The organism is Streptomyces sp. NPDC091376 (genome assembly GCF_044757085.1).
In the GTDB taxonomy this organism is placed as follows: Bacteria; Actinomycetota; Actinomycetes; order Streptomycetales; family Streptomycetaceae; genus Streptomyces; species Streptomyces pratisoli.
In genome coordinates this window covers 25,017-49,408 of the sequence record NZ_JBIVUF010000010.1, presented here as the reverse complement: position 1 = coordinate 49,408, position 24,392 = coordinate 25,017, and the positions used below count along the sequence as shown (strand labels likewise).

The 24,392-nt window shown below is 72.2% G+C and carries 16 protein-coding genes; 9 read left to right on the top strand and 7 right to left on the bottom strand.

All coding sequences use genetic code 11. The annotated features are described in order from the left end of the window. The first annotated feature begins 53 nt into the window (after nt 1-53). Nucleotides 54-2,954, top strand: a complete 2,901-nt coding sequence (locus ACIQMR_RS21895) for a BTAD domain-containing putative transcriptional regulator (protein ID WP_401389716.1) — start codon at nt 54-56, stop codon at nt 2,952-2,954. 87 nt (nt 2,955-3,041) lie between these two features. On the opposite strand, the gene tesB is transcribed toward ACIQMR_RS21895, so the two are convergent. Both tesB and ACIQMR_RS21885 read right to left on the bottom strand, forming a co-directional pair. Beyond that, the gene (tesB, locus tag ACIQMR_RS21890) at nt 3,042-3,917 is read right to left on the bottom strand and encodes an acyl-CoA thioesterase II (RefSeq protein ID WP_401389713.1); all 876 of its coding nucleotides are present in this window, start codon (nt 3,915-3,917) and stop codon (nt 3,042-3,044) included. A 5-nt stretch (nt 3,918-3,922) separates the two neighbouring features. Continuing rightward, nucleotides 3,923-5,080 carry an acyl-CoA dehydrogenase family protein gene (locus ACIQMR_RS21885; RefSeq protein ID WP_401389710.1) on the bottom strand — a complete coding sequence of 386 codons (1,158 nt, stop codon included), beginning with the start codon at nt 5,078-5,080 and terminating at the stop codon, nt 3,923-3,925. Nucleotides 5,081-5,255: 175 nt separating this feature from the next. Here ACIQMR_RS21885 and ACIQMR_RS21880 point away from each other — a divergent pair, with 175 nt between their 5' ends. Then, nucleotides 5,256-6,578 (top strand): MFS transporter, encoded by a 1,323-nt coding sequence (locus ACIQMR_RS21880; protein WP_401389707.1) that lies wholly within the window; start codon nt 5,256-5,258, stop codon nt 6,576-6,578. Between the two features lie 4 nt (nt 6,579-6,582). Here ACIQMR_RS21880 and ACIQMR_RS21875 read toward each other — a convergent pair whose 3' ends face one another. Both ACIQMR_RS21875 and ACIQMR_RS21870 read right to left on the bottom strand, forming a co-directional pair. Further along, the gene (locus tag ACIQMR_RS21875; RefSeq protein ID WP_401389704.1) at nt 6,583-7,077 is read right to left on the bottom strand and encodes a hypothetical protein; all 495 of its coding nucleotides are present in this window, start codon (nt 7,075-7,077) and stop codon (nt 6,583-6,585) included. Nucleotides 7,078-7,183: 106 nt separating this feature from the next. Beyond that, on the bottom strand, nt 7,184-8,848 hold the full coding sequence (locus tag ACIQMR_RS21870; protein WP_401389701.1) for a PucR family transcriptional regulator ligand-binding domain-containing protein: 1,665 nt from the start codon (nt 8,846-8,848) through the stop codon (nt 7,184-7,186). A 201-nt stretch (nt 8,849-9,049) separates the two neighbouring features. On the opposite strand from ACIQMR_RS21870, the gene ACIQMR_RS21865 reads away from it, so the two are divergent. The 3 genes from ACIQMR_RS21865 to ACIQMR_RS21855 all read left to right on the top strand — a co-directional run bounded on the left by ACIQMR_RS21865 (nt 9,050) and on the right by ACIQMR_RS21855 (nt 13,755). Further along, a complete protein-coding gene (locus tag ACIQMR_RS21865; protein ID WP_401389698.1) occupies nt 9,050-10,537 on the top strand; it encodes a sodium:solute symporter in 1,488 nt (495 codons plus the stop codon). A 60-nt stretch (nt 10,538-10,597) separates the two neighbouring features. Then, nucleotides 10,598-11,575 (top strand): agmatinase, encoded by a 978-nt coding sequence (speB, locus tag ACIQMR_RS21860; protein WP_401389695.1) that lies wholly within the window; start codon nt 10,598-10,600, stop codon nt 11,573-11,575. 464 nt (nt 11,576-12,039) lie between these two features. Beyond that, nucleotides 12,040-13,755 (top strand): thiamine pyrophosphate-binding protein, encoded by a 1,716-nt coding sequence (locus tag ACIQMR_RS21855; RefSeq protein ID WP_401389693.1) that lies wholly within the window; start codon nt 12,040-12,042, stop codon nt 13,753-13,755. Nucleotides 13,756-13,876: 121 nt separating this feature from the next. On the opposite strand, the gene ACIQMR_RS21850 is transcribed toward ACIQMR_RS21855, so the two are convergent. Next, entirely contained in the window at nt 13,877-14,254 is a 378-nt protein-coding gene (locus ACIQMR_RS21850; protein ID WP_401389690.1) for a hypothetical protein, read from the bottom strand. 226 nt (nt 14,255-14,480) lie between these two features. On the opposite strand from ACIQMR_RS21850, the gene ACIQMR_RS21845 reads away from it, so the two are divergent. The 4 genes from ACIQMR_RS21845 (at nt 14,481) to ACIQMR_RS21830 (ending at nt 21,384) form a co-directional block, all read left to right on the top strand. Next, nucleotides 14,481-15,383 (top strand): serine hydrolase, encoded by a 903-nt coding sequence (locus ACIQMR_RS21845; protein WP_401389687.1) that lies wholly within the window; start codon nt 14,481-14,483, stop codon nt 15,381-15,383. A 183-nt stretch (nt 15,384-15,566) separates the two neighbouring features. Beyond that, nucleotides 15,567-19,295: an ABC transporter ATP-binding protein gene (locus ACIQMR_RS21840; RefSeq protein ID WP_401389684.1), complete on the top strand. Its 3,729-nt coding sequence runs from the start codon at nt 15,567-15,569 to the stop codon at nt 19,293-19,295. 105 nt (nt 19,296-19,400) lie between these two features. Next, nucleotides 19,401-19,781 carry a hypothetical protein gene (locus ACIQMR_RS21835; protein WP_266374051.1) on the top strand — a complete coding sequence of 127 codons (381 nt, stop codon included), beginning with the start codon at nt 19,401-19,403 and terminating at the stop codon, nt 19,779-19,781. 91 nt (nt 19,782-19,872) lie between these two features. Next, a complete protein-coding gene (locus ACIQMR_RS21830; protein WP_401389681.1) occupies nt 19,873-21,384 on the top strand; it encodes an aminopeptidase in 1,512 nt (503 codons plus the stop codon). 112 nt (nt 21,385-21,496) lie between these two features. Here ACIQMR_RS21830 and ACIQMR_RS21825 read toward each other — a convergent pair whose 3' ends face one another. Further along, nucleotides 21,497-22,123 (bottom strand): hypothetical protein, encoded by a 627-nt coding sequence (locus tag ACIQMR_RS21825; protein WP_401389678.1) that lies wholly within the window; start codon nt 22,121-22,123, stop codon nt 21,497-21,499. Between the two features lie 121 nt (nt 22,124-22,244). After that, nucleotides 22,245-24,074: a glycoside hydrolase family 3 protein gene (locus ACIQMR_RS21820; RefSeq protein ID WP_401389675.1), complete on the bottom strand. Its 1,830-nt coding sequence runs from the start codon at nt 24,072-24,074 to the stop codon at nt 22,245-22,247. Between the last annotated feature and the right edge of the window lie 318 nt (nt 24,075-24,392).

The following is a 24,392-nucleotide window of genomic DNA, read 5'->3' as shown; positions in this document are numbered from 1 at the left end:
TCGCCGCGCTGACAGGCCGAGTCCGCCGCCGTCGCGGACCATGGTCACAGGACATGCGGGACACGAGGGAAGCCATGGCAGCCGGTCGTCAGCCACCGCCACCGCCGCCGTCGTCGGTCCGGGCGGAAGTGCTCGGGCCGCTGCGGCTGCTCGTCGACGGCGCTCCGGTGGACGTACCGGGTACCAAACGGCGGGCGGTGCTCGCCCTGCTCGCGCTCGCCGAGGGACGGATCGTGACCGTCGACCGCCTCCTCGACGCGCTGTGGCCGTCCCAGGTGCCGGAATCGGGGCGGCAGGCCCTGCACAACCACGTGTCCCGGCTGCGCGGGCACCTCGGCCCGGCGGCTGCCCGGCTCGAGACGTGCCACGACGGCTACCGGCTGGCGCTCGGCCACGACGAACTGGACGCGGCACAGGCTCGGACGCTGCTCGCCACGGCACGTACGACGGTCCGGCGGGAGCCCGCCGGTGCGCTCTGCCTGCTCCAGGAGGCGCACGGACTGTGGCGGGGCCCGGTTCTCGCGGATCTCACCGACGTCGCGCCCATCGCCGCCGCGGTCGAGGAGTACGCGCAGCTGCACCACGAGGTGACCGACGCGCTGGTCGCGAGCGCCGTCGACGCAGGACGGGCCGAGGAGGTCCTGGGCCTCGCAGCCGCGTCCTCGGCGGCCGACCCGCTGCGGGAGCCCGCGGTCCTCCTGGACATGCGGGCGCGGGCGGTGGCCGGGCAGGCGCCCGAGGCGCTGCGCATCGGACGGGACTACCGGCGCCGGCTGGCCGACGAGACCGGCCTCGACCCCTCACCCGCGCTGGACGAACTCGAACGCGACATCATCAGCGGAGGCGGCCGGACGCCCGCCCCGCCCGGGGAGAGCGCCCGGCCGGCCACCGCGCTGATCGGCCGCGACGCGCAGGTCGCCTCCCTGCACCGGCTGCTGGCGGCCGAGCGGCTCATCACGCTCGTCGGGCCGGGCGGCGTCGGCAAGACCCGCGTCGCCCAGGAGGTCGCGCGACACAGCGGCGCGGCGACCGTCCTGCTGCTCGCACCGGTCACCGATCCCGCCGCCATTCCCTACGCGCTGACGGCGGCCCTGAACCTCAAGACCGACCAGGGCGACGTGCTCGCCGCCTGTGTCGCCCTGCTGGGCGACACCCCCGGCCTGTTGCTCATCGACAACTGCGAGCACCTGCTCGACGGTGTCCGGGACACGGTGGACGTGCTGCTCGCCTCCTGCCCCCGGATCTCGGTGCTCGCCACCAGCCGCGAACCGCTCGGCCTGCCCGGGGAGTACGTCTGGCGGCTGGCGCCGCTCCCGCTGCCGCACCCCGGGCAGGACCCCTCGCAGGTGCCGTCCGCCGCCCTCTTCCTGGACCGGGCCCGCCGGGTCCGCCCCGGACCGCCCCCGACGTCCGCGGAGCTGCGTACGGTCGCCGAGATCGTGCACCGGCTCGACGGGATGCCGCTGGCCATCGAGCTCGCGGCCGGCCGGCTCTCCACGTTCTCCCTCACCGATCTGCGCGACCGCCTGGACCGCGCGCTCGACCTGCTCGGCGGCGGCAGCACCGGCGCGGACGCCAGGCACCGGACGCTGCGGGCGACCATCGACTGGTCGTACCGGCTCCTCACGGAGGACGAACGGCGGCTGTTCCGGCGGCTGTCGGTCTTCGCCGACGGCGTCGACCTCGACAGCGCCGAGCGGCTGGCCGCCGAACTGAGCCCGCAGAGCGACCCAGGAAGCACACTGGCCCGCCTCGTCGACGCCTCCGTGCTCGATGCCTCCTTCGAGGGAGCCACCCGGTACCGCATGCTCGACACGCTGCGGGCGTTCGGGCAGGACCGGCTGGCCGCCGCCGGCGAGGACGAGGCCGCCGCGGAGCGCATGCTGCGCTGGGCCGTCGAGCTGACCTCGTGGATCGCCACGGCCATGACCACCGAGCGGGAGCCCGAGGCCGATGCCGTCCTGCGCCGCGAGCTGGCGAACCTGCGGGCCGCGTGGCGCCTCGCGCGCGGCCGGAGTTCCCTGGAGGACGCCTCGGCGATGATCGTCGCGCTGTACGACGCGATCACCTACCGCGACCTCGTCGAGATCCGGGCCTGGGCGGAGGAACTCGCCGACGACCAGGCGCTCGCCGCACACCCGCGTGCGAGCGCCGTACTCGGAACCGCGGCGGAGGCCGCCTACCACCGCGGTGACTACCGCAAGGCGGACCGGCTCGCCCGCAGAGGACTGGAGACGACGACGGACAGCGTCGGGTCGGGGCGCTGTCTGATGGTGCTCTCGGTGGCCGACTTCGCCCGCGGCGCCTACGGCGACGTGGTCGAGCACGCCCTCGCCGCGGCCGCGCTCCTCGGCCCGCACCGGGAGTGCCTGGGCATCGCCGCCCTCGCGAAGGCCTACGCCGGCGATCTCGACGGGGCGCGGACCTTGAACGACCGGGGCCTGGCCGCCGCGGTGTCGCCCTCGATGCTCTCCTGGGGCGCGTACGTCGCCGGGGAGATCGACAGCCTCGCGGGCCACGGCGAGCAGGCCGAGCGGAACTACGTCCGTGCCATCGACCTGGCCCGCGGCTCGGGCGCCACCTTCCTCGTCGGCGTCGCCACCGTCGGGCTCCAGTCGGTGCGCGCGTCCACGGGCCGTGTCCACGAGGCGCTCGCCGGCTACCGCGACGTGATCGACTACTTCGCCCGCACCGGCAACTGGACGCATCTGTGGACCACCCTGCGCAACCTCGCCGAGCTGCTGCGCCGGCTCGGCGACGAGGAACCGGCCGCGCTCATCGACGCCGCGGCCGCACTGGCTCCCGACGCGCCCGTCGTGAACGGCCCGCGCGACGACGGGCCTTCCTCGCCGCACCCGGCGAGCGTGAGTGCGCCCGCGACCCGGGCCCCCAGCCGTGCCGCGGTCCTGGAGACCGCCCGCCGGGCGATCGAACGGCATCTGGCCCCGCCCTGAGCCCGGCCGGAGCGCGAGCTGCCAGGGCACTACCGCGGCGCTGTCACAGCACGAGCCGGTGCGCTGTGGCCAGTGCTGTGACCGGCACTAGTCGTGCGGGACGCGGACCACGCCCTCCTGGATCACCGAGATCGCCAGCTGCCCGTCCTGGGTGTAGATACGGGCCTGGCCGAGGCCCCGCCCGCCGTGCGCGCTGGGCGACTCCTGGTCGTACAGCAGCCATTCGTCGGCGCGGAACGGCCGGTGGAACCACATCGCGTGGTCCAGCGACGCCCCCACGACATCGCCCACCGACCAGCCGCCGCGCCCGTGGGCCAGCAGCACCGAGTCGAGCAGCGTCATGTCCGAGACGTAGGTCGCGAGGCAGACGTGCAGCAGGGGGTCGTCCGCGAGCTCGCCGTTCGTGCGGAACCAGACCTGCGAACGCGGCTCGCGCGGCTCACCGACGCTGGCGTACGGAGGAGCGTCCACGTACCGCAGGTCGACGGCCGCCCGGGCCTCCAGCATCCGGTCCACGACGCTGGGGTGGACGAACCTGTCCACATAGCGGGGCAGGGTCTGCTCCGCCGTCGGCAGGGTCTCCGGGTCCGGGGCGGCCGGCATCGGCGCCTGGTGGTCGAGCCCCTCCTCGTACGTCTGGAAGGACGCCGAGAGATGGAAGATCGGCTGGCCGTGCTGGACGGCGACGACCCGGCGGGTCGTGAAGGAGCGGCCGTCACGGATGCGGTCGACCGTGTAGACGATCGGGGCACCGGGGTCGCCCATGCGCAGGAAGTACGCGTGCAGGGAGTGGGCCGTGCGGTCGTCGGGGACGGTGCGGCCCGCGGCGACGAGCGCCTGGGCCGCGACCTGTCCGCCGAAGACCCGGGGCACGATCGCCGACCGCGAGCGGCCCCGGAAGTAGTCCTGCTCGATCTGCTCCAGGTCGAGCAGATCGAGCAGGTCGTCGAGCGCCTTCGTCACCTGGACTACAGGCCCATCGACTTGGCGATGATCGACTTCATGACCTCGCTGGTGCCGCCGTAGATGCGGTTGACACGGTTGTCGGCGTAGAGGCGGGCGATCGGGTACTCGTTCATGTAGCCGTAGCCGCCGTGCAACTGGAGGCAGCGGTCGATGACGCGGTGGGCGACCTCGGTGCAGAACAGCTTCGCGGAGGCGGCCTCGGCCGCGGTCAGCTCGCCGGCGTCCAGCGCCTCCAGGGCACGGTCGGCGACGGCCTCGGCGGCGTCCACCTCGGCCTGGCAGGCGGCCAGCTCGAACTTGGTGTTCTGGAAGCTGGCGACCGGCTTGCCGAAGACCGTGCGGTCCGTCACGTACTGCTGGGCGAACCGGATGGCGGCCTTGGCCTGGGCGTACGCGCCGAACGCGATGCCCCAGCGCTCGGAGGGCAGGTTCTGGCCGAGGTAGTAGAAGCCCTTGTTCTCCTCGCCGAGCAGGTCCTCGACCGGGACCTTGACGTCGACGAAGGCCAGCTCGGCGGTGTCGGAGGTGCGCAGGCCGAGCTTGTCCAGCTTGCGGCCCACGGAGTAGCCCGCGGACGTGGTGTCCACCGCGAAGAGGGAGATGCCGAAGCGGCGGTCGTCCTCGCGCGGGGCGGAGGTGCGGGCGCACACGATCACGCGGTCGGCGTGCACGCCGCCGGTGATGAACGTCTTGGCGCCGTTGAGGACGTAGTGGCTGCCGTCCTCCGAGAGCTTGGCGGTGGTCTTCATGCCGGCGACGTCGGAGCCGGTGCCCGGCTCGGTCATCGCCAGCGCCCACATCTCCTCGCCGGTGACGAACTTCGTCAGGTAACGCTTCTTCTGCTCGTCGGTGGCGAGCATCTTGAGGTACGGCAGGGCGAGCAGCACGTGCACACCGGAGCCGCCGAAGTTCACGCCCGCGCGCGAGGTCTCCTCGTAGAGCACGGCCTCGAACTTGTGCGTGTCCAGGCCCGCGCCGCCGAACTCCTCGGGGACGTTGATGCCGAAGACGCCCAGCTCGCCGAGCTTGTAGTAGAAATCGCGCGGCGCCTGGCCGGCGGCGAACCACTCGTCGTACACGGGGGCGACCTCGGCCTCGATGAAGGCGCGGATGGTCTCCCGGAACGCTTCGTGGTCCTCGTTGAATACGGTCCGGCGCACGGACGCCTCCTCGTAACTGCGTGGGTGCCGACTGTCTAAGCGCTTGCTCAGACAAAGTTACCCGGCGGTTCGCACGTCTGTCCAGAGTGAGGGTGGCCACCCTCCGGAGCGCGCAGGGTCGTGAACATGGCGTAATTGGGTTGTCCGGGAAGCGACCCGCTGACAGGGTGCCCGCGTGGTCTCGTCTGCCGCCGCGCCGTCCCGGCTCTGGACCCGGAACTTCAGCCTCTACTTCACCGCCCGGATCGTCTCGATGCTGGGCGACGCGATGGTCCCGGTCGCGCTGTCGGTCGCGATGCTCTCGCTCGGGTACGGGGTGAGCGGAGTCGGGTTCGCACTCGCCGCCTGGATGGGGGCCTTCGCGCTCTTCGTCGTGTTCGGCGGAGTGCTGGCGGACCGGTTCCACCCCCGGCCGCTGATGATCGGCTCCGACGCGGCCCGGTGTCTGATCCAGGGCGGGCTCGCGGCGTACCTCTGGTTCGGCCATCCGCCGTTGTGGTTCATCATCGTCGGCGCGGCGCTCCGCGGGATCGCGACCGCCATGTTCCAGCCCGGCGTCTCCGGTCTGGTGCCGCAGGTCGCCACCGACCCGCAGAAGGCCAACGCGGTGGTGCGTCTGAGCGAGGGGATCTCGGCGATGGCTGGGCCCGCGATCGCCGGAGTGCTCGTCGCCACCACCTCGGCGGCCTCGGCGTTCGCCCTCAACGCGGCCACCTACGCGGTCAGCGGGATCTGCCTGGTCGCGCTGCGGCTGCCCAGGTACGAGGTGGACCGGTCGGCGTCCACCCTGGAGAACCTGCGCACCGGCTGGGACGAGTTCCGCTCCCGGTCCTGGCTGTGGGGCGTCATCCTCATCTGGTGGGTGCTCGGCGTCCTCGTCTGGGGCCCGGTCACCCCGCTGGGCGCGGCCTCCGTCATCGCCGCGCACGGCAACGCCGCGTTCGGCTTCGCCGAGGGCGCGTTCGGTGCCGGCTGTGTCCTCGGGGCACTGGTCGCGTACCGGATCCGCCCGGCCCGCCCGCTCTTCGGCGGCGGGCTCGCGATGTTCCTGTTCCCGCTGATGCCGCTCGCGGCGGCCCTCGTCCCGAGCCTGCCGCTGATCATGCTCGGGTACGCGGCGAGCGGGGTGGGCTGGGCGTTCTGGAGCGTCCAGTGGGCCACCACCGTGCAGACCCAGATCCCCGAGGACCGCCTCAACCGGGTCGCCGCCTACGAGATCGGCGGCTCCATCCTCGCCGTCCCCTTCGGCTACGCGATCGCCGGGCCCGCCGGGACCTTCTTCGGCATTCACCGACTCCTGCTGGTCGCCGCCCTCGTCGGCCTGTGCTGTGCCGTCGCCCTCGTCGCGGCGCCTCCCATCCGCCGCCTCCGCCGCGCCCCGGCGGCGGCCGTGCGGTCGGCCCGCGTCGACGACGGCGAGGAACGGCGCCCGGCGGCAGGGCGGGACGAACGGTGTGCGGCCGTCCGGGACCTCGGCGCGGCGGATGGGGACGCTTGAGGGCTCAGCCGGGGGTGAGCGGTGGCGGGCCGGGCGGTGGCTCCGGCGGGGGCGCCTCGCCGTCGTAGGCCGCCAGCGCCGCCTGGCGGCGTGCGAGGAGTTCGGCGAGGTCCTCGGGCGTCAGGCGCTCCTGGGCCAGCTTCACCGTGGCCCGGCCCTCCACGTCGGCCCAGGCGTGCCGGGCGCGCTTGTTGGCCCGGCGGCGGGTGTCGCTGCGCAGGAAGCCCGCGCCGGCCGCGAAGCCGGCGGAGGCCAGCGCGATCAGCGCGGCGGGGACGCGCGCGTCCGCCGTGGCGAGACCGGCCGCGCCCGCCGTGCCGGCGAGCAGCGCCGCGGGGAAGCCGAGCGCGATGTCCAGCCGGGTCCAGAAGTCCGCCCGCTTGTGCGCCAGCGCCCGCTGCCGGGCCGCCTCCTCCCGCAGCCGCTCGACCTCGGCACGCAGGTGGCGCCCGGGGTCGCCCGGGGTCAGGGTCAGAGTTCCGTCGGTGGACAATGTCATGCGGGCATTCCAACACGCCTGTGGCGCAAGGGACTTGGCGTGATGCCCACAGCGTTCCGGCGCGGGAGTCGTGGACTCCCGACGGAACCGCGACGCCGCGGCCCCGTCACACGTACCGCAGCGCGAACCACAGCTCCATCCGTACGTCGGCGTCGTCCAGGTCGACGCCGAGGAGCGACGCGCAGCGTGCGATGCGTTGGCGGACGGTGTTGCGGTGGACGCCCAGGGCCACGGCCGTGCGGTCCCAGCTGCCGTGGAGGGAGAGCCAGACGCGCAGGGTCTCCGTGAGCGCGGGGGAGTCCGCGACCGGGGCGAGCAGGGTGCGGGCGTGGGCGGCGGCCTCGTCGGGGGCGATCAGCTCGCCGAGGCCCGCGTCGCGCTGGCGGGCGAGCGGGACCCGGGTCGCCTCGGCCCGGCGCAGGGCCCGTGCCGCGGCGGTGTCGGCGGCGGCGAGGTCCGCCGGTCCGGCCGGGGCACTCACGCCCAGGGTCCAGCCCGGCTGCGGCTCGATCCGCCGGTCGCCGGAGAGCAGGATCCGTACGGTCTCGCCGTCCCCGTCGACGAGGGCGCTGCCCAGCGCGGCGCCGAGCGCCGACGCCGCGATCCGGTCGGGCTGCCCCGGACGTGTCCCGTGCACCACGGTCCACGGCCCGTGACCCAGCGCCGGGGCCACCTCGGCGGGGGCGGCCCCCAGCAGCAGCCGTACCAGCGCGGCGGCCCGCCCGGTCGCGCCGGTCCCCTGGTGCGGTGCCGTCAGCAGCGACAGCAGGACGACGGCGACACCCGCGATCGTGTGGCCGCCGGTCTCGCGCCCCTCGGCGGCGACGCCGAGGACGAGGCCCTCGGCGCCCCCGAGGGCGTAGGCGGCGAGATGGGTGTCCCCGACGGAATCGGTCGCGGATGAGGGGGGCCGGCGCGCGGCTCCCGCGGCCGGGGCGCCGGGCTCCGTTCGCGCGTCGGCCGGGGACCATCCGTCGGGGCCGGAGCGTCCGTCTCCCGGGGGCCGGCCCTCCCCGGCGGACCCTCCCGCGGCGGGGGAGGGTCCGCCGGCCTCCGGGTGCCCGGCGCCCGCGCGGGACCCGGGGTCCCCCGCCCCCACCTCCTCGTCCTCCGCCTCAGGGCTCACCACCCGCGCCAGCCGCCCCAGTGCCTCGCGGGCCTCCCGTGAGGGCGCCCGACCGGCCGTCTGCAGCGCCGAACCGTCCGGGGCCAGCAGGACCGCCCAGCCGCCCAGGCGCGAGGCCAGCTGGTGCAGCACCGCCGGGACCGGGTCCGGCCTGGCCGCCGCGACGGCCAGGCCCTGCTGGGCCTCGCTCACCCGGCGCACCTCCCGGAGGCGGGCCTGTGCCATCAGCCGCCACACCGCGCGGGCGATCGCGGTGAAGGGGGTCTGCGGCGGCACCTCGATCAGCGGCAGCCGGAGCCGCTCGCACGCGGCGACGAGGGCGTCCGGGACCGTGTCGTACACCGGGGCGACACCGAAACCGATCGCCGCCCCGCCGGCCTCCACCACCCGGGCCGCGTACATCTCCGGGTCCTCCAGCAGGACGCCCGCCGTCAGCAGCAGCTCGCCGCCCAGCAGGTACGGGTACGGGTCGGCCATCTCCGACGTGTGGACCCACTGGATGTCGACGTCCTCTGGGCCGGCGACGAGCCGCAGCCCCAGGTCCTCATGGGCCAGCAGCGCGGCCAGCGGAACCGGTGGGGCCGGTGGGGCCGAAGGGACGGAGGGGGGCAAGGGGGCGGCGGAGTGAGCGGTGCGGTCCGGCATGGTGGACGTTCCATCCGTGATCGTCTTCGAGAATGGAGGAAACGTACACTTCATCGTCGCTTTTCGGCCACCTATCGTCGAGTCGTCCAGCGGCCGCGGGTACGGGCGGATGTCCCCGCGCAAGAGCCGCTGCGTCCCCCTCGTGTTTCTGCACGACGCGTTTCTGCACGACACGCCACCGAGGTAACGAAGGAGGGCCCCATGGCCGTCGACTACGCATTGATCGTCGTCTATCTGGCCGGCATGCTCGCGATGGGCTGGTGGGGCATGCGCCGCGCCAAGTCCAAGAGCGAGTTCCTGGTCGCCGGCCGCCGGCTCGGACCCTGGATGTACTCCGGGACCATGGCCGCGATCGTCCTCGGCGGCGCCTCCACGATCGGCGGCGTGGGCCTCGGCTACAAGTACGGGCTCTCCGGCGCCTGGATGGTCTTCACCATCGGCCTCGGCCTCCTCGCCCTCTCGGTCTTCTTCTCCGCGCGCATCGCCCGGCTGAAGGTCTACACCGTCTCCGAGATGCTCGACCTGCGCTACGGCGGCAGGGCCGGACTCATCACCGGCGTCGTCATGTGGGCGTACACCCTGATGCTCGCGGTGACCTCGACCATCGCCTACGCCACGATCTTCGACGTCCTCTTCGACATGAACCGGACGATCGCGATCATCCTCGGCGGCTCGATCGTCGTCGCCTACTCGGCGCTCGGCGGCATGTGGTCGATCACCCTCACCGACATGGTGCAGTTCGTCGTCAAGACGATCGGCGTGCTGATCCTGCTGCTGCCCATCGCCGTGATCAAGGCCGGCGGCTTCGCCGAGATGAAGGCCCAGCTGCCCACCGAGTACTTCGCCCCGCTCGGCATCGGCGGCGAGACGATCTTCACGTACGTGCTCATCTACACATTCGGCATGCTCATCGGCCAGGACATCTGGCAGCGCGTCTTCACCGCCCGCAACGACAAGGTCGCCAGCTGGGGCGGCACCGTCGCCGGTACGTACTGCCTGGTCTACGCCCTCGCCGGCGCCGTCATCGGCACGGCGGCGAAGGTGCTCTACCCGAACCTCGCCAACGCCGACGACGCCTTCGCCACCATCGTCAAGAACGAACTCCCCATCGGTGTGCGCGGCCTGGTGCTGGCCGCGGCGCTCGCCGCGGTGATGTCCACCTCCTCCGGCGCCCTGATCGCCTGCGCCACCGTCGCCAACAACGACATCTGGCAGCGGCTGCGCGGCGCCGTCACCCGTCACCGCGCCGACGGCGAAGCGCACGACGAGGTCAAGGGCAACCGGATGTTCATCCTGGTGATGGGCGTCGGCGTGATCGGCATCGCGATCGCCCTGAACAACGTGGTCGAGGCCCTGACGGTCGCCTACAACCTGCTCGTCGGCGGGCTGCTCGTCCCGATCCTCGGCGGACTGCTGTGGAAGCGCGGCACCGTGCACGGCGCGCTGTCCGCCGTGGTCGTCGGCGGACTGGCCGTCATCTCCCTGATGTGGAAGTTCGGCATCCTCGCCAACGAGCCCATCTACTACGGCCTGCTCGCCTCCCTCGTCACGTACGTCGTCGTCTCGCTGGCCACCAAGCCGACGGACGAGGCGATCCTGGCCAACTGGCGCGAGCGCCTCGCGGGCCGCGGCGGTCCCGAGTCCGCCGAGCAGCCGGCCGACCCGACGTCGGTCCCGGCCACCCCCTGAACCCCGTTACAGTCGAACGACTGCGAACAGTAGGAAAAGCGTAGGAAGAAGGCATAGGTCATGAGCAGCAACGAGACGCCGCGCGGCCCCATCGACTCGTCCCGCGTCCCGCGGTACGCCGGACCCGCGACGTTCGCCCGGCTGCCACGGCTCGACGAGGTCGGCACCACCGATGTCGCCGTCGTCGGTGTGCCTTTCGACGCCGGGGTCTCCTACCGGCCCGGCGCGCGCTTCGGCGGCAACGCCATCCGTGAGGCGTCGAGGCTCCTGCGCCCGTACAACCCGGCGCAGGACGCCTCGCCCTTCGCGCTCGCGCAGGTCGCGGACGCGGGTGACATCGCGGCCAACCCGTTCAACATCAACGAGGCCGTCGAGACCATCGAGGCCGCCGCGGACGACATCCTCGGCACCGGCGCCCGCATGATGACCCTCGGCGGCGACCACACCATCGCCCTGCCGCTGCTGCGCTCGGTCGCCAAGAAGCACGGACCGGTCGCGCTGCTCCACTTCGACGCCCACCTGGACACCTGGGACACGTACTTCGGCGCCGAATACACCCACGGCACTCCGTTCCGCCGGGCCGTCGAGGAGGGCATCCTCGACACCGAGGCGCTGTCGCACGTGGGTACGCGCGGCCCGCTCTACGGCAAGCAGGACCTGACCGACGACGAGAAGATGGGCTTCGGCATCGTCACCTCGGCCGACGTCTACCGGCGCGGCGCGGACGAGGTCGCGGACCAGCTCCGCCAGCGCATCGGCGACCGTCCGCTCTACATCTCGATCGACATCGACGTCCTCGACCCGGCGCACGCGCCCGGCACCGGCACCCCCGAGGCCGGCGGCATCACCTCCCGCGAGCTGCTGGAGATCCTGCGGGGGCTCGCCTCCTGCAACCTGGTGTCCGCCGATGTCGTCGAGGTCGCCCCCGCCTACGACCACGCCGAGATCACCTCGGTCGCGGCCTCGCACACCGCCTACGAGCTGACCACGATCATGTCCCGCCAGATCGCGGCGGGCCGGGCGACCGGCGCCGAGTAGTTCCGCGCGGTTCCGCGCGCGAGGGTCCGGAGCCGGGCCCTCGCCCGCGGAACACGGCGCGCCGGACGGCCGGTCCACCGGACCGGCCGGGCCCGGATCGGGACCGGGACGAGACCGGGACGGGTCCCGGACCATCGGCCGGAGCATCCGGCCGGGCGGGGATCGAGCCCGGGCCGGGCCGCCGCTCGGGCCCGATTCGAGCCGCGGCGGCGGCCGGCGGCCGGCCCCGGCCGGACCGGGCGACCGGACCCGGCCGACCGCCACCGTCGGCGAGAGAACCGGAAACAGACCCAAGAGCAGGACCCGGGCCCGGCGTCGGCGCAGGCACCGGGCGGCAGCCGGAGCCGGAGCCCGGGCCGGAACCGGGGCCGGTACCGAGCCCAGGGTGGTCACGGCCCGGCCGGCGCCCACGACCACGGCGGCCGGTGCGTTTCGGCGGACGGGCACCAAGAAAGGGACACCGCATGACCCACGACCACGACCTCGTACTGCGGCCGACGCCGCAGCAGACCGCTGCCGCGCTCAACCCGCCCGCCGGGCGCAATGGCGGTGACCTCGTCATCGAGACGCTGACCGGGCTCGGCGCGGACACCGTGTTCGGCCTGCCGGGACAGCACGCGCTCGGCATGTTCGACGCGCTGCGGCGCTCCGGCCTGACGTATGTCGGGCTGCGGGTCGAGAACAACGCGGGCTTCGCCGCCGACGCGTACGGCCGGATCACCGGCCAGGCCACCCCGCTGCTGCTCTCCACCGGACCCGGCGCGCTGACCTCGCTCGCCGCGCTCCAGGAGGCCGCCGCGGCCAGCGCCCCCGTGCTGGCGATCTCCAGCCAGATCCCGTCCGCGGGTCTCGGCGGCGGCCGCCACGGCTATCTGCACGAACTGCGCGACCAGAAGGCCTCGTTCCGCGACATCGTGAAGTCCGTGCACACCGTCCGCACCGCTTCGCAGATCCCGTCCGCGATCGCCGCCGCCTGGGAGTCCGCGCTGACCGCCCCGCACGGCCCCGTCTGGGTGGAGATCCCCCAGGACGTGCTGCTCGCCGAGACCACCCTGCCGGTCGTCACGGCCATGGACGCGACCCCGCACGACCTCGTGCCCCGCCCCGAACTCACCGCTGTCGCCGCGCATCTGCTGCGGAACGCCGAGCGCCCGGCGATCATCGCCGGCGGCGGTGTCGTACGCGCCGACGCGTCCGGCAAGCTGCGGGCGCTCGCCGAGAAGCTGGACGCGCCGGTCGTCACGACCTTCGGCGGCAAGGGCGCCTTCCCGTGGGAGCACCCGCTGTCGATGCAGTCCTGGCTGGAGGACCGGCACACCACGGACCTGCTGGAGGACGCCGACGTCCTGCTGGTCGTCGGCTCGGGGCTCGGCGAACTCTCGTCGAACTACCACACGTTCGCCCCGCGCGGCCGGGTCGTCCAGATCGAGGCCGACCTCGGCAAGCTGGAGTCCAACCACGCCTGCCTCGGCATCCACGCCGACGCCCGGATCGCGCTCGCCGCGCTCCTGGAGACGGTGGAGGCGGGGTCACCTCCGGTGCCCGAGGAACCACGGGGGAGCCGCGGCCCGTCGGGCGCCGAGCGGGTCGCGACCCTGCTGGCGAAGGTGCGGGAGCGGATCGCCGGCCAGGACCTGACCCTGGAGCAGGAGGTGCTCGCCGCGGTCCGTGAGGCACTTCCGGACGATTCCCCGAGCTTCTGGGACATGACGATCCTGGCCTACTGGGCCTGGTCCGCGTTCGACGCCCGGCACCCGAACACGATGCACTCCGCACAGGGCGCGGGCGGCCTCGGCTACGGTTTCCCCGCCGCCATCGGCGCCGCCGCCGCGGACCGTACGAAGCCGGTGCTCGCGGTGTCCGGTGACGGCGGCGCGATGTACTCGATCGCGGAGCTGGCGACGGCCAGGCAGTACAACCTGCCGGTGACGTGGCTGATCGTCGACGACGGCGGCTACGGCATCCTGCGCGAGTACATGACCGACGCCTTCGGCGAGGCCACCGCGACCGAGCTGTCCCGCCCGGACTTCGTGGCGCTCGCCGAGTCGTTCGGCGTGCCGGCGGTCCGTACGACGACGGAGTCGCTCCGCGAGGACCTGACGAAGGCCTTCGCACAGCCCGGTCCTTCGGTCGTCGTGCTGCCCGCGCTGCTGCGGATGTTCGCACCGACGCATCTCTGAGTCCACGCGGTCACACCGCCACGCGGTCACGCGGTCACACCGTCACGCGGCACATCGTCGCGCGGCTCCGCACCGGTCACTCCAGCCACGCCACGCACCGGTCACTCCAGCCACGCACCGGTCACTCCATGAGTGACCGGTGCGTGGTCTCGTAGTGGCTCAGTCCGGCGTGGAACCCCTTGCGGAAGTCGTCCTGCTCGGCCACGGTCCGGTTCTGGGGGAACGTGACGCCGCCCGGCAGGAGGTCCAGGGCCGTTCTGACGAGCGCGTCGGCCGCCTTCCCGTGCGCGGCGCCCCGCTTGCGGGCCGCGAGGAAATGCCCGCCGATCTTGTCCAGCTGCCGCGGGATGTGGATGTGCGGCTGCTTCTCCGCCTGACGGACCTCGTCCGGCGCCGCCAGTTTCCGCCTGTCCCTGCCGCCACCCAGGGAACGTAACGTGTGCAGGGCCGCCCACAACCGCCCGCACCGGTACGCCTCGCTCTCCTGCTCGTCCGCCATCGACCGACCTCCCCCGTTCCCGCCGCCCGGCCTGTCGGCCCCGTCCGACGCGTGCCGGTCATGACTACCCAGGCCCCGCGCCTCGGACGCGTCGTGCCACTTCGCACAACCAGCCGGTTCCCCTACAACCTTTCGTGCCCTGCGGAGTCATCTAGGCGTGAAGAGACACTCCATACCTCGCCGAAGACGCGGGGCTCTCTGTGCGGCCGCGGCCCTCGGCGTCCTCGTGCCGATCACCGTCAGCGCCACCCAGGACTCCGCCGGCGCCGCGACGCCCGCCGTGGCCTGCACCTCGCAGAAGGCCGGTCTCGCGGCCAAGCTGGTCACGGACATCACCGCGGCCCTCAAGGGCCGGGCCTCGACCACCGCCGTGCTGGTCAACGACAGGGTCACCAAGACCAGCTGCATACTCCGGCCGGACACGCAGTTCGACTCCGCCAGCGTGGTCAAGGTGACCGTTCTCGCGACCCTCCTCTGGGACGCGCAGAAGACGGGCCGCCAGCTGACCGCCACGGAGAAGTCGCGCGCCACGGCCATGATCACGAAGTCCGACAACGACGCCACCAGCGCGCTGTGGAAGCAGCTCGGTACGACCAAGGTCAAGGGCTTCCTCACCGCGGTCGGCATGACCAAGACCGTCCCGGGCGCCAACGGCTACTGGGGGCTCACCCAGATCACCGCCCGTGACCAGCAGAAACTGCTGGGGATGCTCACCGCGAAGAACACCGTCCTGACGGACGCCTCGCGCGGCTACGTCCTGCAGCTGATGAACTCCGTGGTGTCGTCGCAGCGCTGGGGCACCCCGGCCGGAGCGCCCTCCACGGCCAAGATCCACGTGAAGAACGGCTGGCTGTCGCGGTCCACGCACGGCTGGCGGGTCCACTCGATCGGCGCCTTCACCGGCCCGACGCACAACTACCAGATCACCGTGCTCACGCACGACAACAAGACCATGAACGACGGCATCAACACCATCCAGGCCGTCGCCCGTGCCGTCCACAAGGACCTCAACCCCACCGCCCCGGCGCGCCTCGGCTACGTACCGACGGCCACTCCGGAGGAAGCGATCCCGGCCGTCCCGGGACGCCCGGCGCGGGACGCGGTGCCTGCCAACCCGGCGCTCCGGTAGCCGACCCCGGCCTCGTCGTCCCGTCCGTTGCACGACGCATGAGTGCCGGTCGTACGACGTACGCGTACGGTCCCTGGTCCTAGGACCAGGGACCGTACTTCGTCCCGGCACGTCGCGGCGGGATGAAATCCGCTCCCGTCCGCGTTGCAGCCTTCCGGCAGAGCAGGACAACGGGAGGTATCGGTGACGTCGGCGGCAGAGCATACGTGGGCACGACGGCTGGCCGGATACGCCTGGCGCTACCGGCGGAACGTCGTGCTCGCACTCGGGTCGTCCCTCGCCGGAATGGCCGTGATGGCCGTCGTCCCCTTGATCACCAAGGTCGTCATCGACGACGTCATCGGCAACCACTCCCGGTCACTGGCCGTCTGGACCGGTCTGCTGGTCGCCGCCGCGGTCGTCGTCTACGCGCTCACCTACGTCCGCCGCTTCTACGGCGGACGTCTTGCTCTCGACGTCCAGCACGACCTGCGGACCGACATGTTCCGCACCATCAGCCGGCTCGACGGGCGCCGTCAGGACGAGCTGTCCACGGGCCAGGTCGTGGGCCGCGCCACCAGCGACCTCCAGCTCATCCAGGGCCTGCTCTTCATGCTCCCGATGACCATCGGGAACTTCCTGCTCTTCCTCATCTCCCTGGGCATCATGGCCTGGCTGTCGCTGCCCCTCACCCTGGTCGCGCTCGCCGTCGCACCGGCCCTCTGGTTCATCGCCAAGCACAGCCGGGTGACGCTCCACCCCGCCACCTGGTACGCACAGCAGCAGGCGGCCGCCGTCGCGGGAGTCGTCGACGGGGCCGTCTCCGGTGTCCGGGTCGTCAAGGGCTTCGGCCAGGAGGAGCAGGAGACCGGAAAGCTGAGGGACGTCGGCCGCAGGCTGTTCGCCGGCCGGCTGCGCACCGTGCGGCTGAACGCGAAGTACACCCCGGCCCTGCAAGCCGTGCCCGCGCTCGGGCAGGTGGCGATGCTGGCGCTCGGCGGCTGGCTGGCCACCCGCGGGCAGATCACCCTCGGAACGTTCGTCGCTTTCTCGACATATCTCGCCCAGCTCGTCGGGCCCGTGCGGATGCTGGCCATGGTGCTCACCGTCGGCCAGCAGGCGCAGGCCGGTGTGGAGCGGGTGCTGGAGCTGATCGACACCGAGCCGACCATGAAGGACGGCACCAAGGAACTCCCGGCCGACGCCCCGGCGACCGTCGAGTTCGACGACGTCGCCTTCTCCTACGGGGAGGGGGAGAGCGCACGCCCGGTCCTCGACGGCTTCTCGCTGGAGATCCGCCCCGGCGAGACCGTCGCCGTCGTCGGCTCCTCGGGCAGCGGCAAGTCCACCGTCTCGCTGCTGCTGCCGCGCTTCTACGACGTCACCCACGGCGCCGTCCTCGTCGGCGGACACGACGTCCGCGAGCTGACCCTGGACTCGCTGCGGGCCGCCATCGGGCTCGTACCGGAGGACAGCTTCCTCTTCTCCGACACCGTCCGCTCCAACATCGCGTACGGACAGCCGGACGCGACGGACGAGGAGATCGTCCAGGCCGCGCGAACGGCACAGGCGGACCGTTTCATCAGCGAACTGCCCGACGGCTACGACACCAAGGTCGGCGAGCACGGCCTCACCCTGTCCGGCGGCCAGCGCCAGCGCATCGCGCTCGCCCGCGCGATCCTCGCCGATCCCCGGCTGCTGCTCCTCGACGACGCCACCTCCGCCGTCGACGCACGCGTCGAGCACGAGATCCACGAGGCGCTGCGCGGTGTGATGGCCGGGCGCACGACCCTGCTGATCGCACACCGCCGCTCCACCCTCGGACTCGCCGACCGTATCGCCGTCCTCGACGACGGCCGGCTCGCCGACATCGGCACCCACGACGAACTGCAGGAACGCTCCGCCTTGTACCGGCGGCTGCTGACCGACCCCGACGAGCTGGGCGGAGTCTCCCCGGGCCACACCTTCCCCGTCGAGATCCCCGAGGACCGCACGCTGCGTGCCGAGATGGACGCCGAGTTCGACGCGGAGCGCGGCATCACGCCGCCGCTGTGGGTCCGCAAGGAGGAGGCGGAGGAGGACGAGGTGGCCGGTGCCACCCCCGAACTCCTCGCCCAGGTCGCGGCGCTGCCGCCGGCCGAGGACACCCCGCAGGTCGACGAGGCGCGGGCCGTGATGCGCGAGGAGTCGTACGGTCTGCGCCGGCTGCTGGGCGGCTTCGGGCTGCCGCTGCTGTTCAGTCTGCTGCTGGTCGCCATCGACGCGGGCATGGGCCTGCTGCTTCCGGTGCTGATCCGGCACGGCATCGACCAGGGCGTCGAGCGGGCCGTGATGGCCGCGGTGTGGGTGGCCTCCGCGCTGGCGCTGCTGACCGTCCTCATCCAGTGGGCCGGTCAGATCGGCGCCGCCCGGATGACGGGACGCACGGGCGAACGCATCCTCTACGCCCTGCGGCTGAAGATCTTCGCCCAGCTGCAGCGGCTCGGCCTCGACTACTACGAGCGCGAGCTGACCGGCCGCATCATGACCCGGATGACGACGGACGTGGACGCGCTGTCCACGTTCCTGCAGACCGGGCTGGTCACCGCCTTCGTCTCCGTCGTCACCTTCTTCGGGATCATGGTCGCGCTGGTCGTGCTCGATGTGCAGCTGGCGCTGGTGGTCTTCGCGACCCTGCCGGTGCTCGTCGTCGGGACGTTCTTCTTCCGCCGCCGGTCGGTGCAGGCGTACGAGCTGGCCCGCGAGCGGATCAGCGCCGTCAACGCCGACCTGCAGGAGTCCGTGAGCGGGCTGCGGATCGTGCAGGCGTTCCGCCGTGAGCGCTCGGGGAACCGGCGCTTCGTGGAGCGCAGCGAGAGCTACCGCGAGGCGCGGGTACGCGGCCAGTGGCTGATCTCCGTGTACTTCCCCTTCGTACAGCTGCTGTCCTCGGTGGCCGCGGCGGCCGTGCTGATCGTCGGCGCCGGCCGGATCGAGGCGGGCACGCTCACCACGGGCGCGCTCGTCGCCTACCTCCTCTACATCGATCTGTTCTTCGCCCCCGTGCAGCAGCTGTCCCAGGTCTTCGACGGCTATCAGCAGGCCACGGTGTCGCTGGGCCGGATCCGCGAGCTGCTGCGTGAGCCGACGTCGACGGCGCAGGCCCGCAAGCCCCTCGACGTGCTGTCGCTGCGCGGCGAGATCGCCTTCGAGAACGTCTCCTTCCGCTACGGCGGCGACACCGGCAAGGGGGAGGAAGCGGCGCTCGGCGGCATCGATCTGCGGATCCCGGCCGGACAGACCGTCGCGTTCGTCGGCGAGACCGGCGCGGGCAAGTCGACCCTGGTCAAACTCGTGGCGCGCTTCTACGACCCGACGAGCGGACGGGTCACGGCCGACGGCACCGATCTGCGCGACCTGGACCTCACGGCGTACCGGCACCGCCTCGGCGTCGTCCCGCAAGAGGCGTACCTCTTCGCCGGTACGGTCCGCGACGCGATCGCGTACGGGCGGCCCGGTGCGAGCGACGCGGAGGTCGAGGCGGCCGCCCGCGCGGTCGGGGCGCACGACATGATCGCCACGCTGGACGACGGCTATCTCCACGAGGTCTCCGAGCGCGGCCGCAACCTCTCCGCCGGCCAGCGCCAGCTCATCGCCCTGGCCCGGGCGGAACTTGTCGATCCGGACGTGCTGTTGCTCGACGAGGCGACCGCGGCGCTGGACCTCGCCTCCGAGGCGCAGGTCAACCAGGCCACCGACCGGCTCACCGGCCGACGTACGACGCTGGTCGTCGCCCACCGCCTCACCACCGCGGCCCGCGCGGACCGCGTGGTCGTCATGGACCACGGCCGCGTCGTCGAGGACGGCACGCACGACGAGCTGCTGGCACTGGAGGGGCGGTACGCCGAGCTGTGGCGGACGTTCATCGGGGAGCAGGCACCCACCCCGGCATGAGCAGGCGCGTGACCTGATGTGGCACGGCCGAGGGCCCGGACGGCAACCGTCCGGGCCCTCGTTGCGTCGTACGTCAGTACGGCTCGGTGAAGGAGGGGAGCAAGTGTGTTCGGAAGACTGCTGAGGCATGTACTCGCGGTGCTCGCGATGGTGGGGGCCGTGTCGTTGACGGGTCCGGGCGTGCAGTCGGCCGAGGCCATGTCCGCCTGCGCCGGCCGACCGGTGAAGACGGTGGGGTTCGCCACCGGGGAACTGCGCGTCTACAAGCAGCGGCAGTACGCGTGTGCCATGACCGTCGCCAAGAACCCCGGCACCCGGAGGGCGATGTCGGTGTCCCTCCAGCCGCGCGGCGGGCGTGCGGCCGTCGACAAGGGAGACTTCACCCGGCAGGCGGGCCCGGTCACCGTGCACGCCCTCAACCGCTGCGTCCGCGTCTCGGGCGCCGTCGCCGGGAAGAGCGCCTCGACCGGCTGGATCCTGTGCTGACTTCCGCGATCCCGTACAACTTGCCCTGGCGGTATGAGCATTGACACCGCTAGGTTCACCGCGACCGCTGTGAACCAAGGGGAGTGTGCGCATGCGCAGAACGCTGAGATGGCTGCTGTCGCTCGTGGTGCTCATAGGCATGGCAGGGACGACGGCGAGTGCGGCCACCGCCGCCGAGCCGGCCATCGGCTCACCGGGAACGCCCCGGAGCACCGCGCCCGGAGACACCACGTCCGGGGACACCACGTCCCAGGACGGTACGTCCGAGGACATCAAGGACCGGATCCTCGCGATCCCCGGGATGAGTCTCGTCGAGGAGAAGCCGTACCCCGGCTACCGCTACTTCGTCCTCGAGTACACCCAGCCGGTCGACCACCGGCGCCCGTCCAAGGGCACCTTCCAGCAGCGCATCACCGTGCTGCACAAGGACACCGCCCGACCGACCGTCTTCTACACCAGCGGTTACCACGTCGGAACGACCCCGCGCCGCCGTGAGCCCACCCAGATCGTCGACGGCAACCAGGTCGACATGGAGTACCGCTTCTTCACCCCCTCCCGCCCCGGTCCCGCCGACTGGAGCAAGCTGGACATCTGGCAGGCCGCGAGCGACCAGCACCGGGTCTTCGCCGCGCTGAAGAAGATCTACGGAAAGAAGTGGATCGCCACCGGCATCTCCAAGGGCGGGATGACGGCGACGTACTACGAGCGCTTCTACCCGCGGGACATGGACGGCATCGTCGCGTACGTCGCCCCCAACGACGTGAACGACAAGGAGGACTCGGCGTACGACCGGTTCTTCGAGAAGGTCGGCACCAAGGAGTGCCGCGACAGGCTGACGGCCGTGCAGCGCGAGGCGCTCGGCAAGCGGCGCGCCGCGCTCACCGCCATGTACCGGGAGTGGGCCACGGCCAACGCGGGCACCTTCCGCACCATGGGCTCGCTCGACAAGGCGTACGAGAGCCTCGTCTCGGACTACGCCTGGGCCTTCTGGCAGTACAGCCTGCTCGCCGACTGTGCCTCCGTGCCGGACGCGAGGACCGCGACCGACCAGGAGATCCACGACTCCCTCGACGCGATCTCGGGCTTCGCCTTCTACACCGACCAGGGCCTGGAGCCGTACACGCCGTACTACTACCAGGCGGGCACCCAGCTCGGCGCGCCCACGCTCGCCCACCCGCGGCTGAAGGACCTGCTGCGCTACCCGGGCCACTTCAGCCCGCGCTCGTACGTGCCGCGTGACATCCCGATGCCGAAGTTCGACCGGCGGGCGATGGCGGACGTCGACGGCTGGCTGCGGCACAACGCCCAGCGCATGATGTGGGTGTACGGCGAGAACGACCCGTGGGGCGCGGAGCGCTTCCGCACCGGCAAGGGCTCGCGCGACGCGTACGTCTTCACCGAGTACGGCGGCAACCACGGCGCCAGCGTCTCGGGCCTGCGGGACGCCGACCGCACGAAGGCGACCGCGCGCATCCTTCAGTGGGCGGGCGTCGCCCCGGCCGCCGTCCAGGAGAACCCCGGGCTCGCGAAGCGGCTGACGCGGTACGACGCGAAGCTCGACAAGCGGGACGTCGAGCGTGAGCCGTTCATGCTGCGCCCGTAGGTGCGTAGGTGCGTAGGTGCGTAGGTGCGTAGGTGCGTGGGTGCGTAGGCAGGTCGGCATGAAGGTGTTGTAGGAGTTGTGGGTCGCTGTGGGCTGTGCCTGACCGGGTGTGTCACACGCGGCGGGCACAGCCCACCGGCCGTTTCCCGGCCGGCAGCTGTACGAACAGATCGGTCGAAGGCGGGCAGGTGGACCGCTTGTCCACGGCCGCCGCCACCTCGAACTCGGGCCGCTGCCCGCCCGATTCGTCGCAGGCCGTCTCCTTCACCTGGCCCTTGCGAGAGCTGTAGAGACAGTCGCCGACCACCGTGTGCGGTCCGCCGCCGCCTCCTGGATCGCCGGGGTGCGGCGGCTCCAGATTGCGCATACAGGCGTATCCCTGGGACACCGAACCGTCGCCGTCCTCGTCGAGCCCCGGGCGGCGCTCCGAGAGGTGCAGCACGAAGTCGGTGACGGCCGGGCAGGCATGACCGTCCGTCCCCCTTCCCTCGTGGCGTGCGAGGACGCGAGCCGCCGCCTTCTCGCTCGTGCAGGGCACCTCGCGGACGCCGTTCCCGTCCCGGCCGCTGCAGTCGCCCCGGTCCAGGAACACCGCCCCGTACCCGGACCGGGCCGCGCTCTGCGTCTCCCGGAGCCCTCCGCCGCCGGACGCATGGCTTCCGTCGCTTCCCGGAATCCGTTGGCAGGCCATGGCGAGCACGCACACCACCCCCACCACCCAAAGACGCCGTACACGCATGGATCCCCCTGCTCGGTGGACCCAGCGTGACCCGCCGGTGCGGGCGCACGCCAGTGGAGCAGGGGGCTTTCCGTCGGGTGAGGGTGGTGCGCCGGTAGCGCGGCGTACACCGCGCTACGTCTTAGTACCTCAGGCCGTATCCGATCGGGTACAGCACCTGCGTCGGGTCGTCCGCTCGCTGCACGGGCACGGGAAGCCTGCCCTCCGGCTCCGACCGGCCCGCGATCGCCCTGACGGCCGCCCGCAGTTCGACGTCCGTCCAGCTGTACGCGGCGAGCGAGGCCGCGAAGCCGGTGCCCGTCAGCTGAGCGATGTCGTACGGATTGCGGATGGCGACGGTGACCACCGGCACACCGGTCGCGGCCAGCCGGGAGACCAGGGTGCGCTGCGGACTGGTCGCCGAGACGTTGTACGTGCCGACGATCACCACGTCCTTCCCGGCTGCCGCGGCCACCGCTTCGTCGATCTTCGCGGCGGTCGGGGTGATGCCGGTGGACAGGGCGGTCGCGGTGAATCCCAGTTCGGTGAAGGCGCTGGCGAGCGTGGTCGTCGGCGGGCCGGTGGTCCCGGACGGGGATGCCGGGTCCGCGCCGACGACCAGGACGTTGCGGTGCGTGCGGCGGGAGAGCGGCAGGATGCCGTTCTCGTTGGCGAGCAGGGTGGTGGTTTCCTCGGCGATCCGGTCGGCGGCGGCCAGATGGGACCGCTTGCCGACCGTGCGGTCCACGTCCCGGTGGGAGACGAACGGATCGCGGAACAGACCCAGTTTCGACTTCAGGAGCAGGATGCGCAGGATCGACTCCTCGATGCGCTCCTCCGTCAGCTCGCCGTTCCTCACGGCCTGGAGGACGGCGTTCCAGGCGATGCTCAGGCTGGGCGGGTTGAGCAACTGGTCGCAGCCGGCCTTCAGCGCGAGCACGGGAACACGGTCGTCGCCGTACTTCTCCCGCACGCCCGCCATGCCGAGCGAGTCCGTGACCACGACGCCGTCGTATCCCAGCTCCTCGCGCAGAATGCCGGTCAGGATGGGGCGCGACAGCGTCGCCGGGTCCTCGCTCGGGTCCAGCGCCGGGACCACGATGTGCGCGGTCATGATCGAGTCGATACCGGCCGCGATCGCGGCCCGGAACGGCGGAGCGTCCAACTCCAGCCACTGCTCGCGGGTGTGATGGATCGTGGGCAGCGCGAAGTGGCTGTCGTCCTTGGTGTCGCCGTGCCCCGGGAAGTGCTTGGACGTGGCGGCGATGCCCGCGCCCTGGTAGCCGCGGACCTGTGCGGCGACCAGTCCGGCCACGGCCTGCGGATCGGCGCCGAACGACCGTACGCCGATGACCGGGTTGGCCGGATTGACGTTCACGTCGGCGACCGGCGCGTAGTTCTGCACGATGCCCATCGCGGCGAGCTCGGCACCCGCGATCCGCGCGGCCTCGCGAGCGTCGGAGCGGGAACCGCCCGCGCCCAGGGCCATCGCGCCCGGTACGAGCGTGGCGGGCTTGCCGACCCGTGCGACGATGCCGTGCTCCTGGTCGGTGGAGACCAGTAGCGGTATGGGCGTGGGCTTCGCGAGGCCCGCCTGCTGGATGCCGTTGGAGAGATCGGCGATCTGGTGCGGGTCGCGGGTGTTGTGCGCCCAGGCGAAATAGATGATCCCGCCGACGTGGTAGCGCTCGATCAGCTCGGCCGCCGTACGGACGCCGATCTCGTTGAGGTTGGCGTCGATGTCGGCCTGGTCGGGGGACGTCGCCGAGTGTCCGTAGACCCGCATCACGAAGAGCTGGCCGACCTTCTCCTCGAGGCTCATCCGGGAGATGAGCCGCCGGAGACGGTCACGGGTGCCGGTGTGGGTGGCGGGGCTGGCGGCGTGTGCGGGTTGGGAGACGAGGGCGGCGGAGGCCGCGGCCGCGGTCGCGGCGAGGAGGGTACGTCTGGACGGGGTGCTCCGGGCGGGCACGAGTGCTCCTTCCGTGAAGGAAACTTCCAAGGGTCACGGATATCCGGAAAGTTACTGCCAGTCAAGGGATTCGGCTGGACGGGCGCGCGGGACGGGGTGGTTGGGGGCGGGAACGCCGACGAGGGGCCGCCACCGGAGCAGGGGAGGGGGCGCACCGGTGGCGGCGTGCCGCAGGCCGCAGACGGCTGGAGAGGGAGTCAGCGATCGCGCCGGCAACGAGGCCGACGCCGCTCTGCGGTGACTCACCGGCAGCACGGCACTTGGACGCCGAGGAGGCGTCACGGGTTCCCGTCTTGCGAAGGTTCTTGGGTTTCCTGA